18 protein-coding genes and 2 tRNA genes are annotated in these 17087 nt (G+C 61.4%); 7 read left to right on the top strand and 13 right to left on the bottom strand.

Annotated elements, in window-relative coordinates; translation table 11 throughout:
• Positions 1-53: 53 nt before the first annotated feature.
• Entirely contained in the window at positions 54-1244 is a 1191-nt protein-coding gene (gene rlmI / locus BS626_RS04205; protein ID WP_075181154.1) for a 23S rRNA (cytosine(1962)-C(5))-methyltransferase RlmI, read from the bottom strand.
• Positions 1245-1334: 90 nt separating this feature from the next.
• On the opposite strand from rlmI, the gene yccX reads away from it, so the two are divergent.
• On the top strand, positions 1335-1613 hold the full coding sequence (gene yccX / locus BS626_RS04200) for an acylphosphatase (RefSeq protein ID WP_075181153.1): 279 nt from the start codon (positions 1335-1337) through the stop codon (positions 1611-1613).
• Position 1614: 1 nt separating this feature from the next.
• Here yccX and BS626_RS04195 read toward each other — a convergent pair whose 3' ends face one another.
• The 3 genes from BS626_RS04195 to yccA form a co-directional block, all read right to left on the bottom strand.
• Entirely contained in the window at positions 1615-1941 is a 327-nt protein-coding gene (locus BS626_RS04195; protein WP_075181152.1) for a TusE/DsrC/DsvC family sulfur relay protein, read from the bottom strand.
• A 91-nt stretch (positions 1942-2032) separates the two neighbouring features.
• Entirely contained in the window at positions 2033-2431 is a 399-nt protein-coding gene (locus BS626_RS04190) for a VOC family protein (RefSeq protein WP_075181151.1), read from the bottom strand.
• Between the two features lie 201 nt (positions 2432-2632).
• A complete protein-coding gene (gene yccA, locus BS626_RS04185; protein WP_075181150.1) occupies positions 2633-3289 on the bottom strand; it encodes an FtsH protease modulator YccA in 657 nt (218 codons plus the stop codon).
• 217 nt (positions 3290-3506) lie between these two features.
• Here yccA and BS626_RS04180 point away from each other — a divergent pair.
• From BS626_RS04180 to agp, 3 genes are all read left to right on the top strand, one after another.
• Positions 3507-3594 (top strand) — tRNA-Ser (locus BS626_RS04180).
• Positions 3595-3637: 43 nt separating this feature from the next.
• Positions 3638-3725, top strand: a tRNA-Ser gene (locus BS626_RS04175).
• A gap of 1403 nt (positions 3726-5128) precedes the next feature.
• Positions 5129-6796 carry a bifunctional glucose-1-phosphatase/inositol phosphatase gene (gene agp / locus BS626_RS04170; protein ID WP_371328480.1) on the top strand — a complete coding sequence of 556 codons (1668 nt, stop codon included), beginning with the start codon at positions 5129-5131 and terminating at the stop codon, positions 6794-6796.
• A 52-nt stretch (positions 6797-6848) separates the two neighbouring features.
• Here agp and BS626_RS04165 read toward each other — a convergent pair whose 3' ends face one another.
• Genes BS626_RS04165 through wrbA form a run of 3 tightly spaced genes read right to left on the bottom strand, consistent with a single transcriptional unit; the run spans position 6849 to position 9110 of the window.
• Positions 6849-8219 (bottom strand): NAD-dependent succinate-semialdehyde dehydrogenase, encoded by a 1371-nt coding sequence (locus BS626_RS04165; RefSeq protein WP_075181148.1) that lies wholly within the window; start codon positions 8217-8219, stop codon positions 6849-6851.
• Between the two features lie 42 nt (positions 8220-8261).
• Positions 8262-8492 (bottom strand): YccJ family protein, encoded by a 231-nt coding sequence (locus tag BS626_RS04160; protein WP_075181147.1) that lies wholly within the window; start codon positions 8490-8492, stop codon positions 8262-8264.
• Between the two features lie 15 nt (positions 8493-8507).
• Complete coding sequence (gene wrbA, locus BS626_RS04155) at positions 8508-9110, bottom strand: NAD(P)H:quinone oxidoreductase (protein WP_075181146.1); 603 nt, start codon at positions 9108-9110, stop codon at positions 8508-8510.
• 133 nt (positions 9111-9243) lie between these two features.
• On the opposite strand from wrbA, the gene BS626_RS04150 reads away from it, so the two are divergent.
• Positions 9244-10164 (top strand): DMT family transporter, encoded by a 921-nt coding sequence (locus BS626_RS04150; protein WP_075181145.1) that lies wholly within the window; start codon positions 9244-9246, stop codon positions 10162-10164.
• On the opposite strand, the gene rutG is transcribed toward BS626_RS04150, so the two are convergent.
• Genes rutG through rutA form a run of 6 tightly spaced genes read right to left on the bottom strand, consistent with a single transcriptional unit; the run spans position 10161 to position 15087 of the window.
• On the bottom strand, positions 10161-11483 hold the full coding sequence (gene rutG, locus BS626_RS04145; protein WP_075181144.1) for a pyrimidine utilization transport protein G: 1323 nt from the start codon (positions 11481-11483) through the stop codon (positions 10161-10163). The genes BS626_RS04150 and rutG overlap by 4 nt on opposite strands.
• Before the next feature lie 23 nt (positions 11484-11506).
• A complete protein-coding gene (gene rutF / locus BS626_RS04140) occupies positions 11507-12034 on the bottom strand; it encodes an NADH-dependent FMN reductase RutF (protein ID WP_075181143.1) in 528 nt (175 codons plus the stop codon).
• A 10-nt stretch (positions 12035-12044) separates the two neighbouring features.
• The gene (gene rutD / locus BS626_RS04135) at positions 12045-12836 is read right to left on the bottom strand and encodes a pyrimidine utilization protein D (protein ID WP_075181142.1); all 792 of its coding nucleotides are present in this window, start codon (positions 12834-12836) and stop codon (positions 12045-12047) included.
• A gap of 9 nt (positions 12837-12845) precedes the next feature.
• Entirely contained in the window at positions 12846-13232 is a 387-nt protein-coding gene (gene rutC, locus BS626_RS04130; protein ID WP_075181141.1) for a pyrimidine utilization protein C, read from the bottom strand.
• Between the two features lie 14 nt (positions 13233-13246).
• Positions 13247-13999: a pyrimidine utilization protein B gene (gene rutB / locus BS626_RS04125; protein ID WP_075181140.1), complete on the bottom strand. Its 753-nt coding sequence runs from the start codon at positions 13997-13999 to the stop codon at positions 13247-13249.
• Positions 13996-15087, bottom strand: a complete 1092-nt coding sequence (rutA, locus tag BS626_RS04120; RefSeq protein ID WP_075181591.1) for a pyrimidine utilization protein A — start codon at positions 15085-15087, stop codon at positions 13996-13998. The genes rutB and rutA overlap by 4 nt, the downstream gene beginning before the upstream one ends.
• Before the next feature lie 281 nt (positions 15088-15368).
• On the opposite strand from rutA, the gene rutR reads away from it, so the two are divergent.
• Together rutR and BS626_RS04110 are read left to right on the top strand one after the other, a co-directional pair.
• Positions 15369-16013: an HTH-type transcriptional regulator RutR gene (gene rutR, locus BS626_RS04115; RefSeq protein ID WP_075181139.1), complete on the top strand. Its 645-nt coding sequence runs from the start codon at positions 15369-15371 to the stop codon at positions 16011-16013.
• A gap of 63 nt (positions 16014-16076) precedes the next feature.
• Entirely contained in the window at positions 16077-17057 is a 981-nt protein-coding gene (locus tag BS626_RS04110) for a metal-dependent hydrolase (protein ID WP_075181138.1), read from the top strand.
• The last annotated feature ends 30 nt before the right edge of the window (positions 17058-17087 follow it).

Below are 17087 nucleotides of genomic sequence, written 5' to 3'. Positions count from 1 at the left end.
AGAAACATAGCCTTTACCCCAATATGAGGGCTCAGGCAGCGTTTTCAAGTCACTCACAATACGCGGCAGGCAAACCCTTTCAAGTACAGGCCTTCGGGATAGCTGGCGATCACCGGGTGATCGGCGGCCTGCCGGAACTGTTCTATAAATTGTACATCACGTTGCGCATCCAGCGCGGCATCGGCGATGATTTTTTGGAACAGCTCAGTGCTCATCAACCCGGAACAGGAGAAAGTCAGCAGGGTGCCACCCGGATTAAGCAGCTGCATGGCCAGCATATTGATATCTTTATATCCCCGGCAAGCGCCGGCCAGCTGATTTTTGTTCTCTACAAACTTTGGTGGATCCATCACGATCAGATCAAACGTTTCCCCCTCATCGCGATAGCGGCGCAGCAGCTTAAAGACATCGTCACGCACAAAGCTGGCTTTGGTCAGATCGAGGCCGTTGAGCGCAATGTTCTGACGAGCCACATCGAGCGCCGCCTGCGAGGTGTCGACGCTCGTCACGTGCGCACAGTTGCCCATCAGCGCAGAGACGGCAAAGCCGCCGGTGTAAGAGAAGCAGTTAAGTACCCGCTGGCCGGCGGCATAGCGGCGAGTGGCCAGTCGGCTGTCGCGCTGGTCAAGGTAGTAGCCGGTTTTATGTCCGGTTTGAATGTCCACCAGCAGCCGCATGCCGTGCTCGGTGATCGGCTGCAGCGGCGGTGGGGCTTCGCCAAGCACTACGCCCTGGGTCAGCGGCAAGCCCTCTTTTTTGCGCACGCTCACGTCGGAGCGATCATAGATTGCGCAGGTCGGGTAGAGCTGCTGCAGCGCGGCAATCAGCGCTGCGCGCTGGTACTCGGCGCCGGCCGACAGCAGCTGTAACACCAGAATCTGACCAAAGCGGTCGATGGTCACGCCGGGCAGGCCGTCAGATTCGCCGGCGATCAGCCGGTAGCTGTCGAGGTTATCGCGGACGGCCAGCCACTCGCGCAGCGGCTGTGCGGCGCGCAGGCGGCGCACGAAAAACTCGATATCGATGCTTTCATCCTGCTGCCAGCTCCACACCCGCGCGCGGATCTGCGAATCCGGCGACCAGGCACCGCGCGCCAGCCACTGTCCGTGACTGTCAACGATATCGACGGTTTCACCGCGCTGGGCCTTACCGTCAAGACGGGCAACCGCCCCGGAAAACACCCACGGGTGGCGACGGATCAGGGATTTTTCACGCCCTTTGGCGAGAACTAAACGAACGCTCATATTTGCTATGCTTACCAGAGAAAATTTGGGCGCCATTGTCGGGTGCCCGCTGTCAAAATGCAATCAGCCAGCGGTAATAAGGAGAGCGGTATGAGCACGGTGGCCAAAAAAGCCTGGGTCTATGGTCAGGTACAGGGAGTCGGATTTCGCTACCATACCCAGCAGCAGGCAAAGCGGCTGGGCCTGACCGGGCACGCGTGGAATCTGGATGACGGCAGCGTCGAGGTGCTGATGGTCGGCGAGGCCGCGGCGGTGGCGGCGCTAATCTGCTGGCTTGAGGCCGGCGGACCGCGCAGCGCGCGCGTCGACAGCGTACGCGTTGAGCCCTGCGGCGGTGGCGAATTACTGGATCGGTTCAGTACCGGTTAGGCTACAGGCACTTGGCCGGCTTGGGCAATCCGGCAATTTTGGTTGCCTGCTTAGCGGGTCCCTTGGGAAACAGCCGAAACAGATAGCGGCTGTTGCCTTTCTCTTCGCCATGTTGTTGTGCCATCGCTTTAACCAGCATGCGCACGGCGGGGGAGGTATTAAATTGTTGGTAGAAATCGCGAACAAAGTGCACGACTTCCCAGTGCGCCTCGCTCAGCTCAATACCTTCTTCCTGCGCCAGCCAGGCGGCTAACGCCGGGTCCCAGTCATCCAGTCGTAGCAAATAACCCTGCGCGTCGCGCGCAATCTCTTTTCCGTTGATCAACACCCCAGTAACCTCTGTGACGGATTATGCCCGGCGCAGTGTAGCAAATTCGGCGCCGGCACAACATGCCGCCCCGGTAATCCGGGCTGGGGCATCAGGCGGATTCGGGACGGAATACTGCGCAGATTTTGTTGCCGTCAGGATCGCGGAAGTAGGCCAGGTATACCGCTCCGGTGCTGCTGTTGCGCAGGCCGGGGGCGTCTTCAATCGGCGTCGCACCGTGCTTAATGGCTACGTCATGCAGGGCGTTAACCTGCTCAGCAGACTCGCAGGCGAATCCCAGGGTTGCGCCGTTGGCGGCGCTCGCAGGCCGATCGTTGATCGGCTGGCTCACGCAGAATACGTTGCCATGGTGTCGCCAGAACAGGCGCACATGCCCAGTGTTGGCAACGTTGCGGTTGGCCGTGCCGGCACCCAGCACCCCCAGCACAGCGTTATAAAATGTCTCAGCGCGATCGATATCATTCGTACCCAACATTACGTGGCTAAACATCAGTTTGTCCTTTATCAGATTCCGGCGATGCGCACCGGCAGGGGGCAGAACCCACATTCTTAACAGCAACCTGTACGTCTGTCAGCGGCCGCGGTAGAAAAAAGGGTGCGATGGGCACGATTTGTAAAACCACACCGCATTCGGAATAAAAAACGCCCCTGACCGCAAGCGGACAGGGGCGTGGTGGGATCAGAACGCGGCTTAATCGTTGCGGGCGAAGCCCAGCAGACTCAGCAGGCTAATAAAGATATTGTACAGCGACACGTAGAGGCTCACGGTGGCGCGAATGTAGTTAGTCTCACCGCCGTGAATGATGTTGCTGGTTTCCCACAGAATGGCCGCTGAAGAAAACAGGATGAACAGCACGCTAATAGCCAGCTGCAGTGCCGGCAGCTGCAGAAACAGGTTGGCGATCACCGCCACCAGCAGCACCACGAATCCGGCCATCATCATCCCGCCAAGGAACGACATGTCTTTGCGCGTGGTGAGCACGTAGGCCGAGCAGCAGAAGAACACCAGCGCGGTGCCGCCCAGTGCCAGAGCAATCACATCCCCCATGCCGGCGGAGAGGAAGCTGTTCAGAATCGGGCCCAGGCAGTAGCCTAAAAAGCCGGTGAAGGCGAAGGCCGCCAGAATGCCCATCGGGCTGTTCGCGAGGCGATAGGTTAAAAACATCAGGCCATAAAAGCCAACCAACATCAGGATCAATCCGGGTGCCGGCAGCGCAAATACCGTGCTCAGGGTGGCGGTCAGCGCCGAGAAGGCCAGCGTCATGCCCAGCAAGAAATAGGTATTGCGTAACACGCGGTGGGTGCTGAGCAGCGATGCCCCGCGCGTGGAGGAGACAATGCGGTCCATATTCAGGCCCTTTAGGTGATGATTAACTGCGCTAAGCATACGAACTGAGCTGCTGACTTTAAAGGCGTTTTACCCTTCTTTACGCCCTGTGCCGCTGGTGAAATGCGCAATCTGGCGAAAGCGTCAGCAAATGCGCTGAAGTTGATGGTTTTTCAGACGAACGAATCACAACGGGCTTTACAAGCATCAGGGGGATGTTTATAGTTCGCCTCATTGCGGAGGGGTGGCCGAGCGGCTTAAGGCAGCGGTCTTGAAAACCGCCGATGGGAAACCATCCGAGAGTTCGAATCTCTCCTCCTCCGCCATCGCATTTAACGGGTCAGATAACGTCTGGCCCGTTTTCATTGCGGAGGGGTGGCCGAGTGGCTTAAGGCAGCGGTCTTGAAAACCGCCGATGGGCAACCATCCGAGAGTTCGAATCTCTCCTCCTCCGCCAGCATATACAACGGGTCAGCGTCACGCTGGCCCGTTTTCATTTCCGCCCGCGGAGGCATACCGCCCCGGTTTTCCGGGCCCGGGCAGAGTCCCTGCTCTGCGCCGCCGGGTAAGGGTTGAGAAACCCCAGTAGCCTGCATCCCGGATGCGCGCGACGATCAGGTTGATGTCGCTACGCCGCGCCTGCACGGGTTTTCCCTCTCTGTATCACAACGAGCGCGTGTTGGTGAACAATAGCGGTATTGGCGTCTTTTTCGTCTCTCACCTCGTGATATTCGCCCGTTGCCGGCGTGTGCTGATGCGAATCAACACGCCGATCTGATTTAGCGCCGGCTGAAGGGTATTGCATTATTGGCCGGTGGATTGCGGTGAGTGCTCGATTGGACCACGCCCGATAACCCTGCTAACGCACCGCGATATTGCTTGAGACAGGTGCCCGACAGGCACGCTTATCAATCTGGCTGGCGGTTTAATCAGGCTGCTGCAGACGCAGATTACGCATCATCCTATTCTGCCTTTCGCTCAGGAGGGAGGTACAGGAGAGAGCCCCACCGGTGACTAAACGTGTAACCCCTTTTCGCAGGAGATGACGATCTGCCGAAGATCTCGTCACGAAAGCGTAGGCCGGCGCGCCCGCCGCCCCCTGTGGGGCGCTGGAACCCAGTATGCGCGTCAGCGTTAAGCGCTCCGGATGGGCGCGTCTGCGCGCCGTGGGAGGATGTGTCAGCAGGACATCAGTCAGACAGGCTGTCGGTAGTAACGTGAAGGCGGGATCCGAGCCCACACGGGCGTTTGTACGTGCAAACGCTATCGCCCATGCCCCTTAGAGGCCGTCGGGTGATGCAACGTTTAATCCTGAGAAAAATTACCTGAACGGCACCGGCAACGTGGGGATACCCATTCCGCCGCTCTTCCTCATCGTCCGCAGGGGCGCGCGCCGCAACATCGGCATCCGATCTGCCCGGTCAGATCGTCATTGAACGCCGTCGAATACGCTTGGCGCTTATAGCCGGGGAGTGCATCGGGATCGGGTTAACAGGGCAGAGCCCTGGACATGATAACCATCAAACATCAGGCAATGATCCGTTCATCGCTTTCCGCCGGGTCCGCTGAGGGCCGGGGGTCGGCACCGAATTCAACAGGCTCCGGCGGTGGCGTCACTGCGCGTTAATCCTCACCAGGAGGCAGGCTGGCCTGGGGCCGCCGCAGCGTCTTTTCCCCGCGTGCCGCCGCCCACACGGTAAAACAAGGTGGCGTGTGCCCGCCGGGGACGTGCGAGCGGGAGGCCACAAGTTTTTTACCTGACTGCCGCGGATCGGCGCGTATTCTGTCGCCTGACTCTGCTATTATTCGCCGAATGTACACGTAGCTGAACGTCTTGCGCCGGGTTATCTTCAGGAATTCATGGCCGGGTGTCGCAAGATATGTCAATCCAATCAATGGAACAGGCGAATGAAAAATTTTACCGTTTGTGCGCTCTCTCTGTTAACGCTGCTGCCCGCGGGGGGGATTGCCTGGGCTGCACCGGCAGACTATCAGCTGGAGCAGGTGTTACTTTTTAGCCGTCATAATCTGCGCGCGCCGCTGGCGACCAACGGCAGCGTGCTGGAGCAGGCGACCCGCAAGCCCTGGCCACAGTGGCAGGTGGCCGGCGGTGAGCTGACCACCAAGGGCGGTATCCTTGAAGTGTACATGGGCAACTATACCCGCGCCTGGCTGGCGCAGCAGGGGCTGATAAAAGCTGACGCCTGCCCGGATGCGCATCGCGTTTTTGCCTACGCCAACAGTCTGCAGCGCACGGTCGCTACCGCACAATATTTCGTCACCGGTGCGTTTCCCGGCTGCGATATCGCCGTCACCCATCAGGATGCGATGGGCACCATGGATCCTATCTTCAATCCGGTGATCGCTAACGGCAGCGAGGCGTTTCAGAAAGCGGCGCTGACGGCCATGCAGGCTACCGCGAAACAGCAGGACTTAACGGCGGCGTGGCAGCAGCTGGATAAAATAGTCGACTACAAAAATTCCCCGGCCTGTAAGGGTAAAAAAGGCTGTAGCCTCGAGAGCACCGAAAACAGCTTCAGTGCTAAACCCGGCGCTGAGCCCGGCGTCAGCGGGGGGCTGCGTACCGGCAACGCGCTGGTGGACGCTTTCACGCTGCAGTATTACGAAGGCTTTCCCGCGGACCAGGTGGCCTGGGGCCAGATCAAAACACCGGAGCAGTGGCAGCAGCTTTCAGCGATTAAAAATGGCTATCAAGATGCGCTATTCACCTCCAGTGCGGTGGCGGCCGATGTCGTCGCGCCGCTGCTCGACTACCTCCGCAGCCAGCTGATGGACAACGGTGATGATGCGCCGCAGGTCACGCTGATGGTCGGTCACGACTCCAACATCGCTTCGCTGTTAAGCGCGCTGAAGGTCAAGCCGTGGACGCTGCCCGGACAGTATGAAAAAACGCCGATCGGCGGACAGGTGGTGTTTCAGCGCTGGCTGAATAAGAAAACGCAACAGCCGCTGCTGAAAGTAGAGTATGTCTATCAGACCGCCGATCAGCTGCGCAACGCTACGCCGCTGTCGCTGAAAACCCCGCCGCAGCGCGTGACGCTGCAGCTGGAAGGCTGCACCACCGATGCTAACGGCTTTTGCGACTGGCAGCAGTTCAGCGCCGTACTGAATGACGTGCTGAAAAATAAACAGATGCAAACCAGCGTTGCGCCGGAAGCCCGCGCGGCGGCGGACAGCGCGGCGCAGGACAAGGCGGCACAAAACACCACCGTCGCGGCACAGGCAAAAGCGGCGGCGGAAAAAGCCGAAGCCGATCGCATTGCGGCGGAAAAAGCCGCGAAAGCGCAGGCCGAGGCGGAACGCGTAGCGGCTGAGAAAGCGGCGGAGGCGAAAGCGTCGGCTGAAAAAGCGGAGAAAGAGCAGGCGGCGGCAGACAGAGAAGCCGCTGAGCAGGCTGCCAAACAGAAAGCCGCCGCGCAGCAGGAGCGGGCCGCAGGCGAAAAAGCGGCGGGTACCGCGCATGGCGCAGCGTCTAACTCACAGGGTGGTGCAGGGCAGGCGCAGTAACGCCCAGATCAAAACACGGCGGGGTATATCCCGCCGTGTTTTTGCTGCCGCGCTACTTGCTGATCACTATCAGCTTCTGGTTAGTGAACTCTTTGATGCCGAGGTCCGACAGCTCGCGACCGTAGCCGGAGCGTTTAACCCCGCCAAACGGCAGCTCAGCGGCGGTGTTGGTGGCGGAGTTGATATACACCATACCGGTCTCAATCCGCGAGGCCAGCCTGCGTGCCCGATCGGTATTGCGGGTGAAGATTGCGCCGCCGAGTCCGTAATTGGAGTCGTTAGCCAGCGCGACGATAGCCTCGTCATCTTTTACACTGTAGACCTGAGCCACCGGGCCAAAAAACTCTTCGTAGCGCGCCGGATTATCTTCGGCGATATCGGTCAGAATCGTCGGCGGATAGAAGTAGCCCTCTCCCCCGAGCGGCTTCCCGCCGATCACCAGCCGCGCGCCGTTAGCCACCGCATCGTCTACCTGCCTGGTCAGCCCCTTCAGAGCGTCCGCGGAAGAGAGTGGGCCAAGCGTTGTGCTACTGTCCAGCGGGTCGCCGGGTTTGGCCTGCTGCATTGCCGCAGTAAAGTGCTGCATAAAGCTGTCCATCACGCTCTCCTGCACCAGGAAGCGCTTGGCACCGGTACACACCTGGCCGCAGTTGCTCAGGCGCGCCTGTGCGGCCTGACGGGCGGTATCGGCAATGTCGGCATCGTCAAGTACCACAAACACATCGTTGCCGCCCAGTTCAAGGGTGGTCTTTTTCAGATGACTGGCGGCCTGACCGGCCACGGCGCTGCCGGCGCGCTCGGAGCCGGTCAGGGCGGCGCCCTGAATGCGTTTGTCGGCCAGCAAATCCGCTACCTGATCGGAGGTAATAAACAGATTGGTCCACACCCCCTCGGGCGCACCGGCTTTACTCACCGCTTCGGCAAACAGGGTGGCGCAGCGCGGCACGATTTGCGCATGTTTGCACAGCACCGGATTGCCTACCGCCAGGTTTGGAGCGAGTACGCGCATCAGCTGATAGTAAGGAAAGTTCCACGGCTCCACCGCCATAATGACGCCGATGGGATGGTGTTCGACCCAGGCTTCACCCAGGTCGGTAGGGTAGCTGACCGGGGCTAAAAAACGTTCGGCGTTATCGGCATAATAGCGGGCGATGTCCGCGCAAAATTTCACTTCGCCGCGGCTGGCCTCAATCAGTTTGCCCATCTCTTCCGTGGCCGCACGGGCCATCGGCTCGACGCTGGCATCCAGCACGTCGGCAATCTGGCGCAGCAGCGCCAGCCGCGGGGCGCGATCGCCTTTACACCAGTCGGATTGATACAGCGCGTGGGCGCGGGCCAGCGCCTGCTCGGCCTCGGCGTCGGTGTGGGTTTCCCAGTGCTGAATTTCTTTCCCCGTGGCCGGGTTATGACTAACGTATTTCATTGCGGGCTCCCATAGGCAGAGCGGCTTTGCCGCCCTGATTGATTAGACGTTTTTGCGCTCGATCACTTTGTTATCCCAGGTCAGAACGTCCTGGTCAGTTTTAGCAAAGGCCTTGACCAGCACATCGTTGTTGCCCTGATCCGCCCAGATGGCCTGGGCCAGCTTCTCGTCAAACTCCGCGACTTCAAAAATCGCTTCGGCAATTTCTGGCGAGGTGGCGCGGATCGCCGCCCACTCGCCGACGTGATGCGCTTTCGACTGCTCTGTTGCCATGATGGTTCTCCTGAATCACCGTCCTGTGAAAGTCGCCGCCAGTCTGGCCACGTGTTCCCCCTGAAAGCGAGCAATGGCCAGTTCGGCCTCGCTCGGCTGCCGGGAGCCGTCGCCGCCGGCGAGCGTTGTCGCGCCGTAGGGCGTGCCGCCGCGTACGTGTGACACGTCAAACAGCTCTTTACAGCCATAGCCAATCGGCACAATCACCATGCCGTGGTGCGCCAGGGTGGTCCAGGTCGAGGTAATCGTCTGCTCCTGGCCGCCTCCGGTGCCGGTTGAGGCAAACACGCTGGCCAGCTTGCCATACAGCGCGCCGCTGGCCCACAGGCTGCCGGTGCGGTCGAGAAACGTGCGCATCTGCCCGGCCATGTTGCCAAAGCGGGTGGGCGTGCCGAAGATAATGGCATCATACTCCGGCAGCTCCTCGACGCGAGCGACCTCCGCGGCCTGGTCCTCTTTACCGCCCGCGGCGGCAAAATGCCCGGCGTCCATGGTTTCCGGCACGCGTCGCAGCGTCACCTCCGCGCCGGAGACGCGACGTGCGCCCTCTGCGACCGCCTGCGCCAGCGTTTCCACGTGTCCATACATCGAATAGTAGAGCACCAGAATTTTTGCCATGAACCGTAACCTCCGAATGATGTGTGCCGGATGACCCGTAAAGTATAGAAGAGATGTCGACCTCTGGCGCTCAAGCATTGACCAGACGGTGTTCGCCACGCACAATACGCCTCTTTTATCGGGGGAGATGGGTATGTCGGGGTGGTGGTCACGCTATAAATTCAGCATCAAAAAGCAGGAAGGCATTTTGATGTTTATCACTATGGTGTGGGGTGGCACCTTCCTGGCGGTGCATCATGCGATGAGCGTCAGCGGCCCGTTCTTCTTTGTCGGACTGCGCTTTGCGACCGCGGCGGCACTGCTGCTACTGCTGACTGGCCGGCACCTGCGCGGCCTTACCCGCCAGGAGCTGGTGGCCGGGGCGCTGATAGGCGTGGCGATTGGCGCCGGTTACGGCTTGCAAACCTGGGGGCTGCAGACCATTTCCAGCAGCAAATCTGCCTTTATCACCGCCATGTATGTCCCGCTGGTACCACTGTTGCAGTGGCTGTTTCTTGGCCGTCCGCCGGGGCTAATGGCCTGGCTCGGCGTGGCGCTGGCGTTCAGCGGACTGCTGCTGATCGCCGGCCCCGATGGGGACAGTCTCGCGTTCAGCCCCGGTGAGATAGCCACGCTGCTGAGCACGCTGGCGATTGCGGGAGAAATTATTCTGATCAGCGCCTGCGCCGGCAAAGTGGATGTCCGCCGGGTTACGGTGGTACAGCTCGCGGTTGCCTCGCTGTTTGCCTTTGGCCTGATGGTGCCGAATGGCGAAAGCGTGCCGCCATTTTCCGGCTATCTGCTGGCCAGTGCACTGGGACTGGGGGCGGCCAGTGCGCTGATTCAGGTGACGATGAACTGGGCGCAGCGCAGCGTCTCGCCGACCCGGGCAACGGTTATTTACGCCGGGGAGCCGGTCTGGGCTGGTATCGTCGGCCGCCTGGCGGGCGAGCGCCTGCCGGCAATTGCCCTGTTGGGCGGCGTACTGATCGTGGCCGGCGTGCTGGTGAGTGAGCTGAAGCTGAAAAAAAAAGCGAAGCCCCCGGCTTCGCCATTGGAGAGTGAAGCAGGTTAGTGCGGTCTCGCGCTGGCAACGGCCGCGGCACCACCGCGGCGAGTCAACAGGGCGTTCAGCAGGATCGCACCAAAGGTCGCGGTGCCGATGCCCCCGAGGGTAAAGGCACCGAGACGGAGGGCAAAGTCACCGGCCCCTAACACCAGCGTGACGGCCACCGTAATCAGGTGGCCGTTTTGGCTAAGATCGACCCGGTGTTGCAGCCAAATCCGCGCGCCGGCCACTGCAATCAGCCCGAACACCACGATCGAGGCGCCGCCAATAACCGGACCGGGAAGGGCGTGGATCAGCGCACCAAACTTCGGGGAAAAGCCCAGCAGCAGCGCAATCAGCGCGGCGGCCACAAACACCAGCGTGGAATATACCCTCGTTACCGCCATCACCCCGATATTCTCTGCATAGGTGGTTACCCCGCTGCCGCCGACGCTGCCGGAGAGCAGGGTGGCCAGACCGTCACCCACAAACGCGCGCCCCATCCAGGGATCCAGAGTGCGGCCGGTCATGCCCGCCACGGCTTTCAGATGACCGAGGTTTTCGGCCACCAGGATCACTGCCACTGGCGCAATCACGGTCATCGCCGACAGGGAAAAGGTGGGCAGCGTGGTATGCGGCAGACCAAACCAGCCGGCCTGGGCCAGCGCGCTAAAGTCTACCGGTTTCCCCAAGCCGAGGCCGTTGGTCAGCAGCGCATAGAGTCCCCACGACAGGATCAGCCCGACGAGGATCAGCAGGCGCTGGACCATCCCGCGGGTAAACACCGCCACGCCGCCAATACAGAGTACCGTGATCACGGCCATCCAGCTGTCAAAGGTGGAACCGCTTACCCCGCGCACGGCGATCGGCGCCAGATTCAGGCCAATGGCCATCACCACCGCCCCGGTCACTACCGGCGGCATCAGCCGCTCAATCCAGCGGGTACCCATCTTCATCACCAGCAGGCCGATCAGCGTATAGATGGCGCCACAGGCGATAATGCCGCCCAGCGCCACGCTCAGCTGCGGATTGCTCCCCTGGCCGCTGTAGCCGGTCACCGCGATCACAACCCCGACGAAGGCGGCGCTGGAGCCAAGGTAGCTCGGCACCCGGCCGCCGGTGATGAAAAAAAACAGCAGCGTACCCACGCCGGACATCAGGATCGACAGATTGGGATCCAGCCCCATCAGCAGCGGCATCAGCACCGTTGCACCAAACATGGCTACCGCGTGCTGCAGTCCCATGACCAGCGTCTGGCCGGGGGGTAACGTCTCATCGGGGGCAATCACCCCTTGTTCACCGATCGCTGAACGGCGCTGCCAGTGGGGGAACCATGAACCAGCCATATCTTTCTCTCCGCAGTGAGGGGTCAGGAACGAGCATCCAGCCGGGGAACGTGGTGATAACCACGATTAAACCAGATCAGGCCGTGCCGGGGGACATCCCCGGTCAGGGCCAGCACCTGGCAAAACAAAATGTCATGTGTGCCAACGCTCACCACTTCGCTCACCCGGCAATCAAACGCGGCGACCGCGTCGCGCAAAATGGGCGCGCCGGTAGTGCCCTGCTGCCAGTCAGCGGCGGCAAAGCGATCCACCATGGGGGTTTTACCGCCAAACAGCGTGGACAGTGCTTCCTGGCCGGCGGCGAGGGTGTTCACGCACAGCACGCGGTTAGCCTCAAAGGTGGGCCACACTGAGGCCTGACGGTTCAGGCACACCAGCAGGGTTGGTGGCGCGTCGGTGACGCTGCACACCGCGGAGGCGGTAAAGCCGGCGCGCCCCGCCGGACCGTCGGTGGTAATGATGTTAACCGCGGCAGCCAGCCGCGCCATCGCATCGCGAAAAGCCTGTTTTTCTACCGGTACGGGGACCGGTCGCGGTGACGTATCGTGCATGGTTCTCTCCTCAGGCCGCGTGGGCCCGTTGTGCGTTGAGCCAGTGGAGCAGGGCGTGATTAAACGCCGTGCTGTTGGTGACGTTCACCGCGTGACCGCCCCAGGGCAGCGCCAGCCGTGAGGCATCGGGCAGCGCATCGGCCAGCTGCTCGCCACAGCGTGCCGGCACCAGCAGATCATCTTGTGCGGTCACCACCAGCGTCGGCTGGCTCAGGGCGCTGGCGCGCGAACGAAAGTCAGCGTGCATCAGCGCCGTCAGGCGCCGCAGCAGGTTCTCTGTGCCCTGAAAATGGGCGTACTGCAGCGCCGTTTCCGCTTCAATGCGTGATGCATTATCCTCCAGCCAGTTGGCGGGATAGAGAAACAGCGGCTGGGCGCGCACATACGCGTCAACGCCCACGTGACGCAGCAGATCGGTGCGAACCTGAAAGCAGCGGCGGGTATGCCCGCTGAGCGCCAGCCAGCCGTTAACGATGGCTAACCGCGTTACCTGCTGCGGCGTATCCAGCGCCAGCTGCATGGCAATCAGCCCACCCAGTGCGTGTCCGACCAGGGTACAGGGGCCGATATCCCGCGCGCGCAGTGCTGCGGCCAGTTCGGCCGCCATGTCGGCCAGGCGATAGTTTTCCGGCAGCGCGGCGGGGTTCGCGCCGGTGCCGCGCTGATCGTAACTCACCAGTCGGTAATGCTGGCCCAGCGCGGCCCGCTGCGGCAGCCAGTAGTTACTCAGACCGCCAAGGCCGGAAATCAGCACCAGCGTTGGCGCCCCTGGGGTCAGGTTGCCGGTAATATCCAGATGCATTGAGGCTCCTTAACGCGCCAGATGCGCAATGCTGGCAATTTCAATCAGCGCGTCCGGCTTGACCAGCCCGCACTGAATACAATACCGCGCCGGTTTTTCGCCGGGGAAGTACTCGGCATAGACCTGATTAACGGCGGCATAATTCGCCCAGTCAGTGATAAACAGCGAATTAAAGGTCACGTCCTCCAGCGTCCCGCCGGCGGTTTCCACCACGCGCTTGATAATCTCCAGCACGTGACGGGTCTGGGCCGCCGCATCGCCCACGTGAACCACATTGTTTTGCGCGTCAAATGGCAGGGTGCCTGACACATACAGCACGCCGTCGGCCAGCGTACCGGGAACAAATGGGGCCAGTGGCGCCCCGCTTCCGGGTGGAATAATCACTGTTTTTGGCATCGCATCTCTCCGGGTTAAAGCGGGGTTTTGTCGGCGCGCGGCGCCGTCGCGGCGGCGGGCGCGACGGCATCGCAAAATTGCGCCACGTCTGACACCCAGCCAAAAAAGGTTTCGATATTGAACAGGGCGGCCTGCTGCGCGAAGAGCGGCCCCGCCTGATGGGTGGCATCCGCCAGCACCACGCCGAAATACTCCAGAAAGAAGCCGTCGCGCAGGGTTGACTCGACGCACACGTTGGTGGCAATACCGGTGAACACCAGGTGACGGATATGGCGCGCGCGCAGCATGCTGTCCAGCGCAGTATTAAAGAAGCCGCTGTAGCGCGGTTTGGGCAGCACGATATCGCCCGGCTCCGGTACCAGCTCATCTACCAGTTGATAATCCCAACTGCCCCTCGCCAGCAGTGTGCCCTGCAGCGCGGGGCGGGCGCGCATGGTTTTCAGCGCGTTAGATTTATGATAATTGGGTGAGCCAGGACCACCCGCCTCCTGGTAATCGCTGTCCCAGCCGTTCTGGAACCAGATTATCTGAATGCCAGCGGCGCGGGCTGCCGCCACTGCGCGGCGAATATTGGCAATCACCGGGCGGGTGGTAGAGACATCAAAGCCGGCAAGATCGAGGTAGCCGCCGGGAGTGGCATACGCGTTTTGCATATCCACCACGATCAGGGCGGTTTGCGCCGGTGAAAAGCGTAGCGCTTCCGGCCGGGCGGAGAGGGTGATGGCGTCGGCGTCGGCCGGGGACGCCAGGGAGACGGTCTGGCTCATGCAACCTCCTGGTTAGCGGTGAATACGTGTGCGCGGCTGCGCATTAGCGGCTGGATATGCTGACCAAAGTCATCGATACCGCGGAGAAAATCATCAAACGTCAGCAAAATGCCCTCCGCGCCCTCCACGGTGGCGACGTCGTCCAGCATGCGCGCCACGCTGGCCCAGGAGCCCACCAGCGTGCCCATATTGATGTTCACCGCCGAGGTCGGATCGGCCATTTGGCGGACGTTGGTGTCGCTGCCGGAGCGGGTGTCCTGCTGGCTCTGTGTGGTGAGCCACGCCAGCGCTTCATCATCGGCACCGGCCTTGTAGTGCTCCCAACGGGCACGCGCCTCCTCATCACTCTCAGCGGCGATGATCATAAACAACACGTACGAACCTACCTCGCGGCCGGCGGTATCGGCGGCCTGTTTCATGCGCGCGGCGGTGGGGGCAAACGCCGTCGGCGTATTCACCCCCTTGCCAAAGCAGAAGTTATAATCGGCATGCTGAGCGGAGAAGGCCATCCCGGCGTCGCTCTGGCCGGCGCAAATCACCTTCATGGGCCGCTGCGGCTGCGGACTCAGCCGGCAGTCGTTCATGGTAAAGAACTCGCCCTTCAGGTTGGATACGCCGGTCCCCCACAGATCGCGCAGGACGCTCACGTATTCGGTCAGGTAGTCGTAGCGGCGGGAAAAATAGTCATCTCCCGGCCACAGGCCCATCTGCTCATACTCCGGTTTCTGCCAGCCGGTCACCAGATTGACCCCGAAGCGTCCGCCGGAGATGGAATCAATGGTCGACGCCATCCGTGCCACGATGGCCGGCGGCAGCGTCAGGGTGGCGGCGGTGGCATAAATCTCAATGCGTGAAGTGACCGCGGCCAGGCCGGCCATCAGGGTAAACGATTCGAGATTATGGTCCCAGAACTCGGTTTTGCCGCCGAAGCCGCGCAGTTTGATCATTGACAGGGCAAAGTCAAAGTGGTGCTGCTCGGCTTTCTGAACGATGGCTTTATTCAGCGCAAAGGTGGGTTTGTACTGCGGCGCGTGCGTGGAGATGAGCCAGCCATTGTTACCGATTGGAATAAATACGCCAATTTTCATTACGGTTACCTCGTCAATCAGAGTAAAGGGATCGCTGTCCGGCATGCGGCGCTGAACGGAAGAGTGCAACCGCCGTGCCAGAAAATAAAAATTGATGAATAACAGGTTGTTAAGTTTTCAAACGGCGCGCAGATGGAGTGGCTGGTCCAAAACAGACCGTTTGGTCAAACTTATCTGCACACAAATCAGGCGCGCTGACCCCTTTTCGTGCAGCCGGGCGGTTAGGCGTCGCCGGCGGGCTTTGCTATGATGCCCGCAGACTGACAGGAGACGGATACCCCGTGAAGACGACCCCTCAACCGAGCACCCGGCGCGCCCGCGCCGTCGCGGCCAAGCGCAGTGCAATTCTGGCCGCCGCGCTGGAATTTTTTTCCCACTATGGCTTTCATGGTACCCGCCTCGAGCAGGTGGCCGAAGGCGCCGACGTTTCAAAAACAAACCTGCTTTACTACTTTCCGTCGAAAGAGGTGTTATACATCGCGGTGCTGAAAAATATCCTCGATGTCTGGCTGGCGCCGCTGCGCGCGCTGCAGCACGATCAGCCGCCGCTGGAAGCAATCCGGCATTACATCCGGCTTAAGCTGGAGGTCTCGCGCGACCACCCGCGCGCCTCGCGGCTGTTCTGTCTGGAGATGCTGCAGGGGGCACCGCTGCTTAAGGGAGAGCTGGAGGGTAGCCTGAAACAGCTGGTCGACGAGAAAGCGGCGATCATTGCGCGCTGGGTAGAAGAAGAAAAACTGGCGCCGATCGACCCCTCGCATCTGATCTTTATGCTGTGGGCCACGACCCAACACTATGCGGACTTCGCCACTCAGGTTGAAGCGGTCAGCGGGCGCACGCTGGACGACCCGCTGTTTTTCGCCCAGACGGTGGAGAACGTGCAGCGGATGATCGTTGAGGGCATCCGCCTGCGCCAGCCGGGATAAAAGCAGGCGGCAGAAGTGAGATTTTGCGACCAGACTTAGGGCAAACCTTAATGAGGGCGCACGATGGATTCGGTTTCGCAGTTTTTGCTCGGCGCGGCGGTGAGTACCGCGGTAATGGGACATAAGGCACCGGTGTGGCAAGCCGTGCTGGTGGGCGGCGTAGCCGGCACGCTGCCCGATCTGGATGTGTTAATCGACCACGGTGATGCCCTGCGCAATATGACCCTGCACCGCGCGGCAAGTCACTCTCTGCTCTATCTCTCACTGCTGGCGCCGCTGCTGGCCTGGCCTCTCCACCGCGCACAGCCGGCGGGCGCCGGATATCGCCGCTGGTGGCTGGCGGTATGGCTGGCGCTGATCACCCATCCGCTGCTCGATCTGATGACGGTCTACGGTACCCAGCTGGCGCTGCCGTTTACGGTCAGACCCTGGGCCATCGGATCGATGTTCATCATTGATCCGCTCTACACGCTGCCGCTGCTGCTCGGAACGGTGATGGCGCTGTGGCGGCGCGGCGATCGCGGGCGCTGGTGGAATGCGCTGGGGCTGAGCCTCAGCACGCTTTATATACTGTGGAGCGTGGCGGCGCAGGGGTGGGTCACGGAGCGGGCTGAGGCATCGCTGACCCGGCAGGGGATACGCTGGGAGCGGCTGCTGGTGACGCCGACCGCGCTCAATACCCTAGTGTGGCGGGTGGTGGCGCTCGACGGCGACAGCTATCGCGAGGGCTATTTCTCACTGCTCTCTCCCGAACGCCCCCTGGCCACCCGACGCTGGCCGCGCGATGCGGCGCTGGCGGCGCAGCTGCGGCAGCATCCGGACGTCCAGCGGCTGGCGTCCTTTAGCCAGGGATTCTGGCAGGTGAAAGCGGTCAACGACGAGGCGTGGCTGATGGATTTGCGCATGGGCGAAGCACCGGACTATACCTTCACCTTCAATCTGGGGCCGCCCAACCGGACGGAGAGCGGCACCCCGGTGCAGCGGGTGCCGGTGGCGCGCCCCGGACTGGCAGCAATCGGGCAGCGTTTCTGGCAGCGTCTGTAGTCCCGCCCCCCGCTGCCGCGGGGGGCGAGG

This window comes from Pantoea sp. 1.19, from assembly GCF_001922585.1.
Taxonomy (GTDB): domain Bacteria; phylum Pseudomonadota; class Gammaproteobacteria; order Enterobacterales; family Enterobacteriaceae; genus 1-19.
Note: the sequence above shows the minus strand (reverse complement) of the source record. Positions and strands in the feature narration are given on the sequence as shown.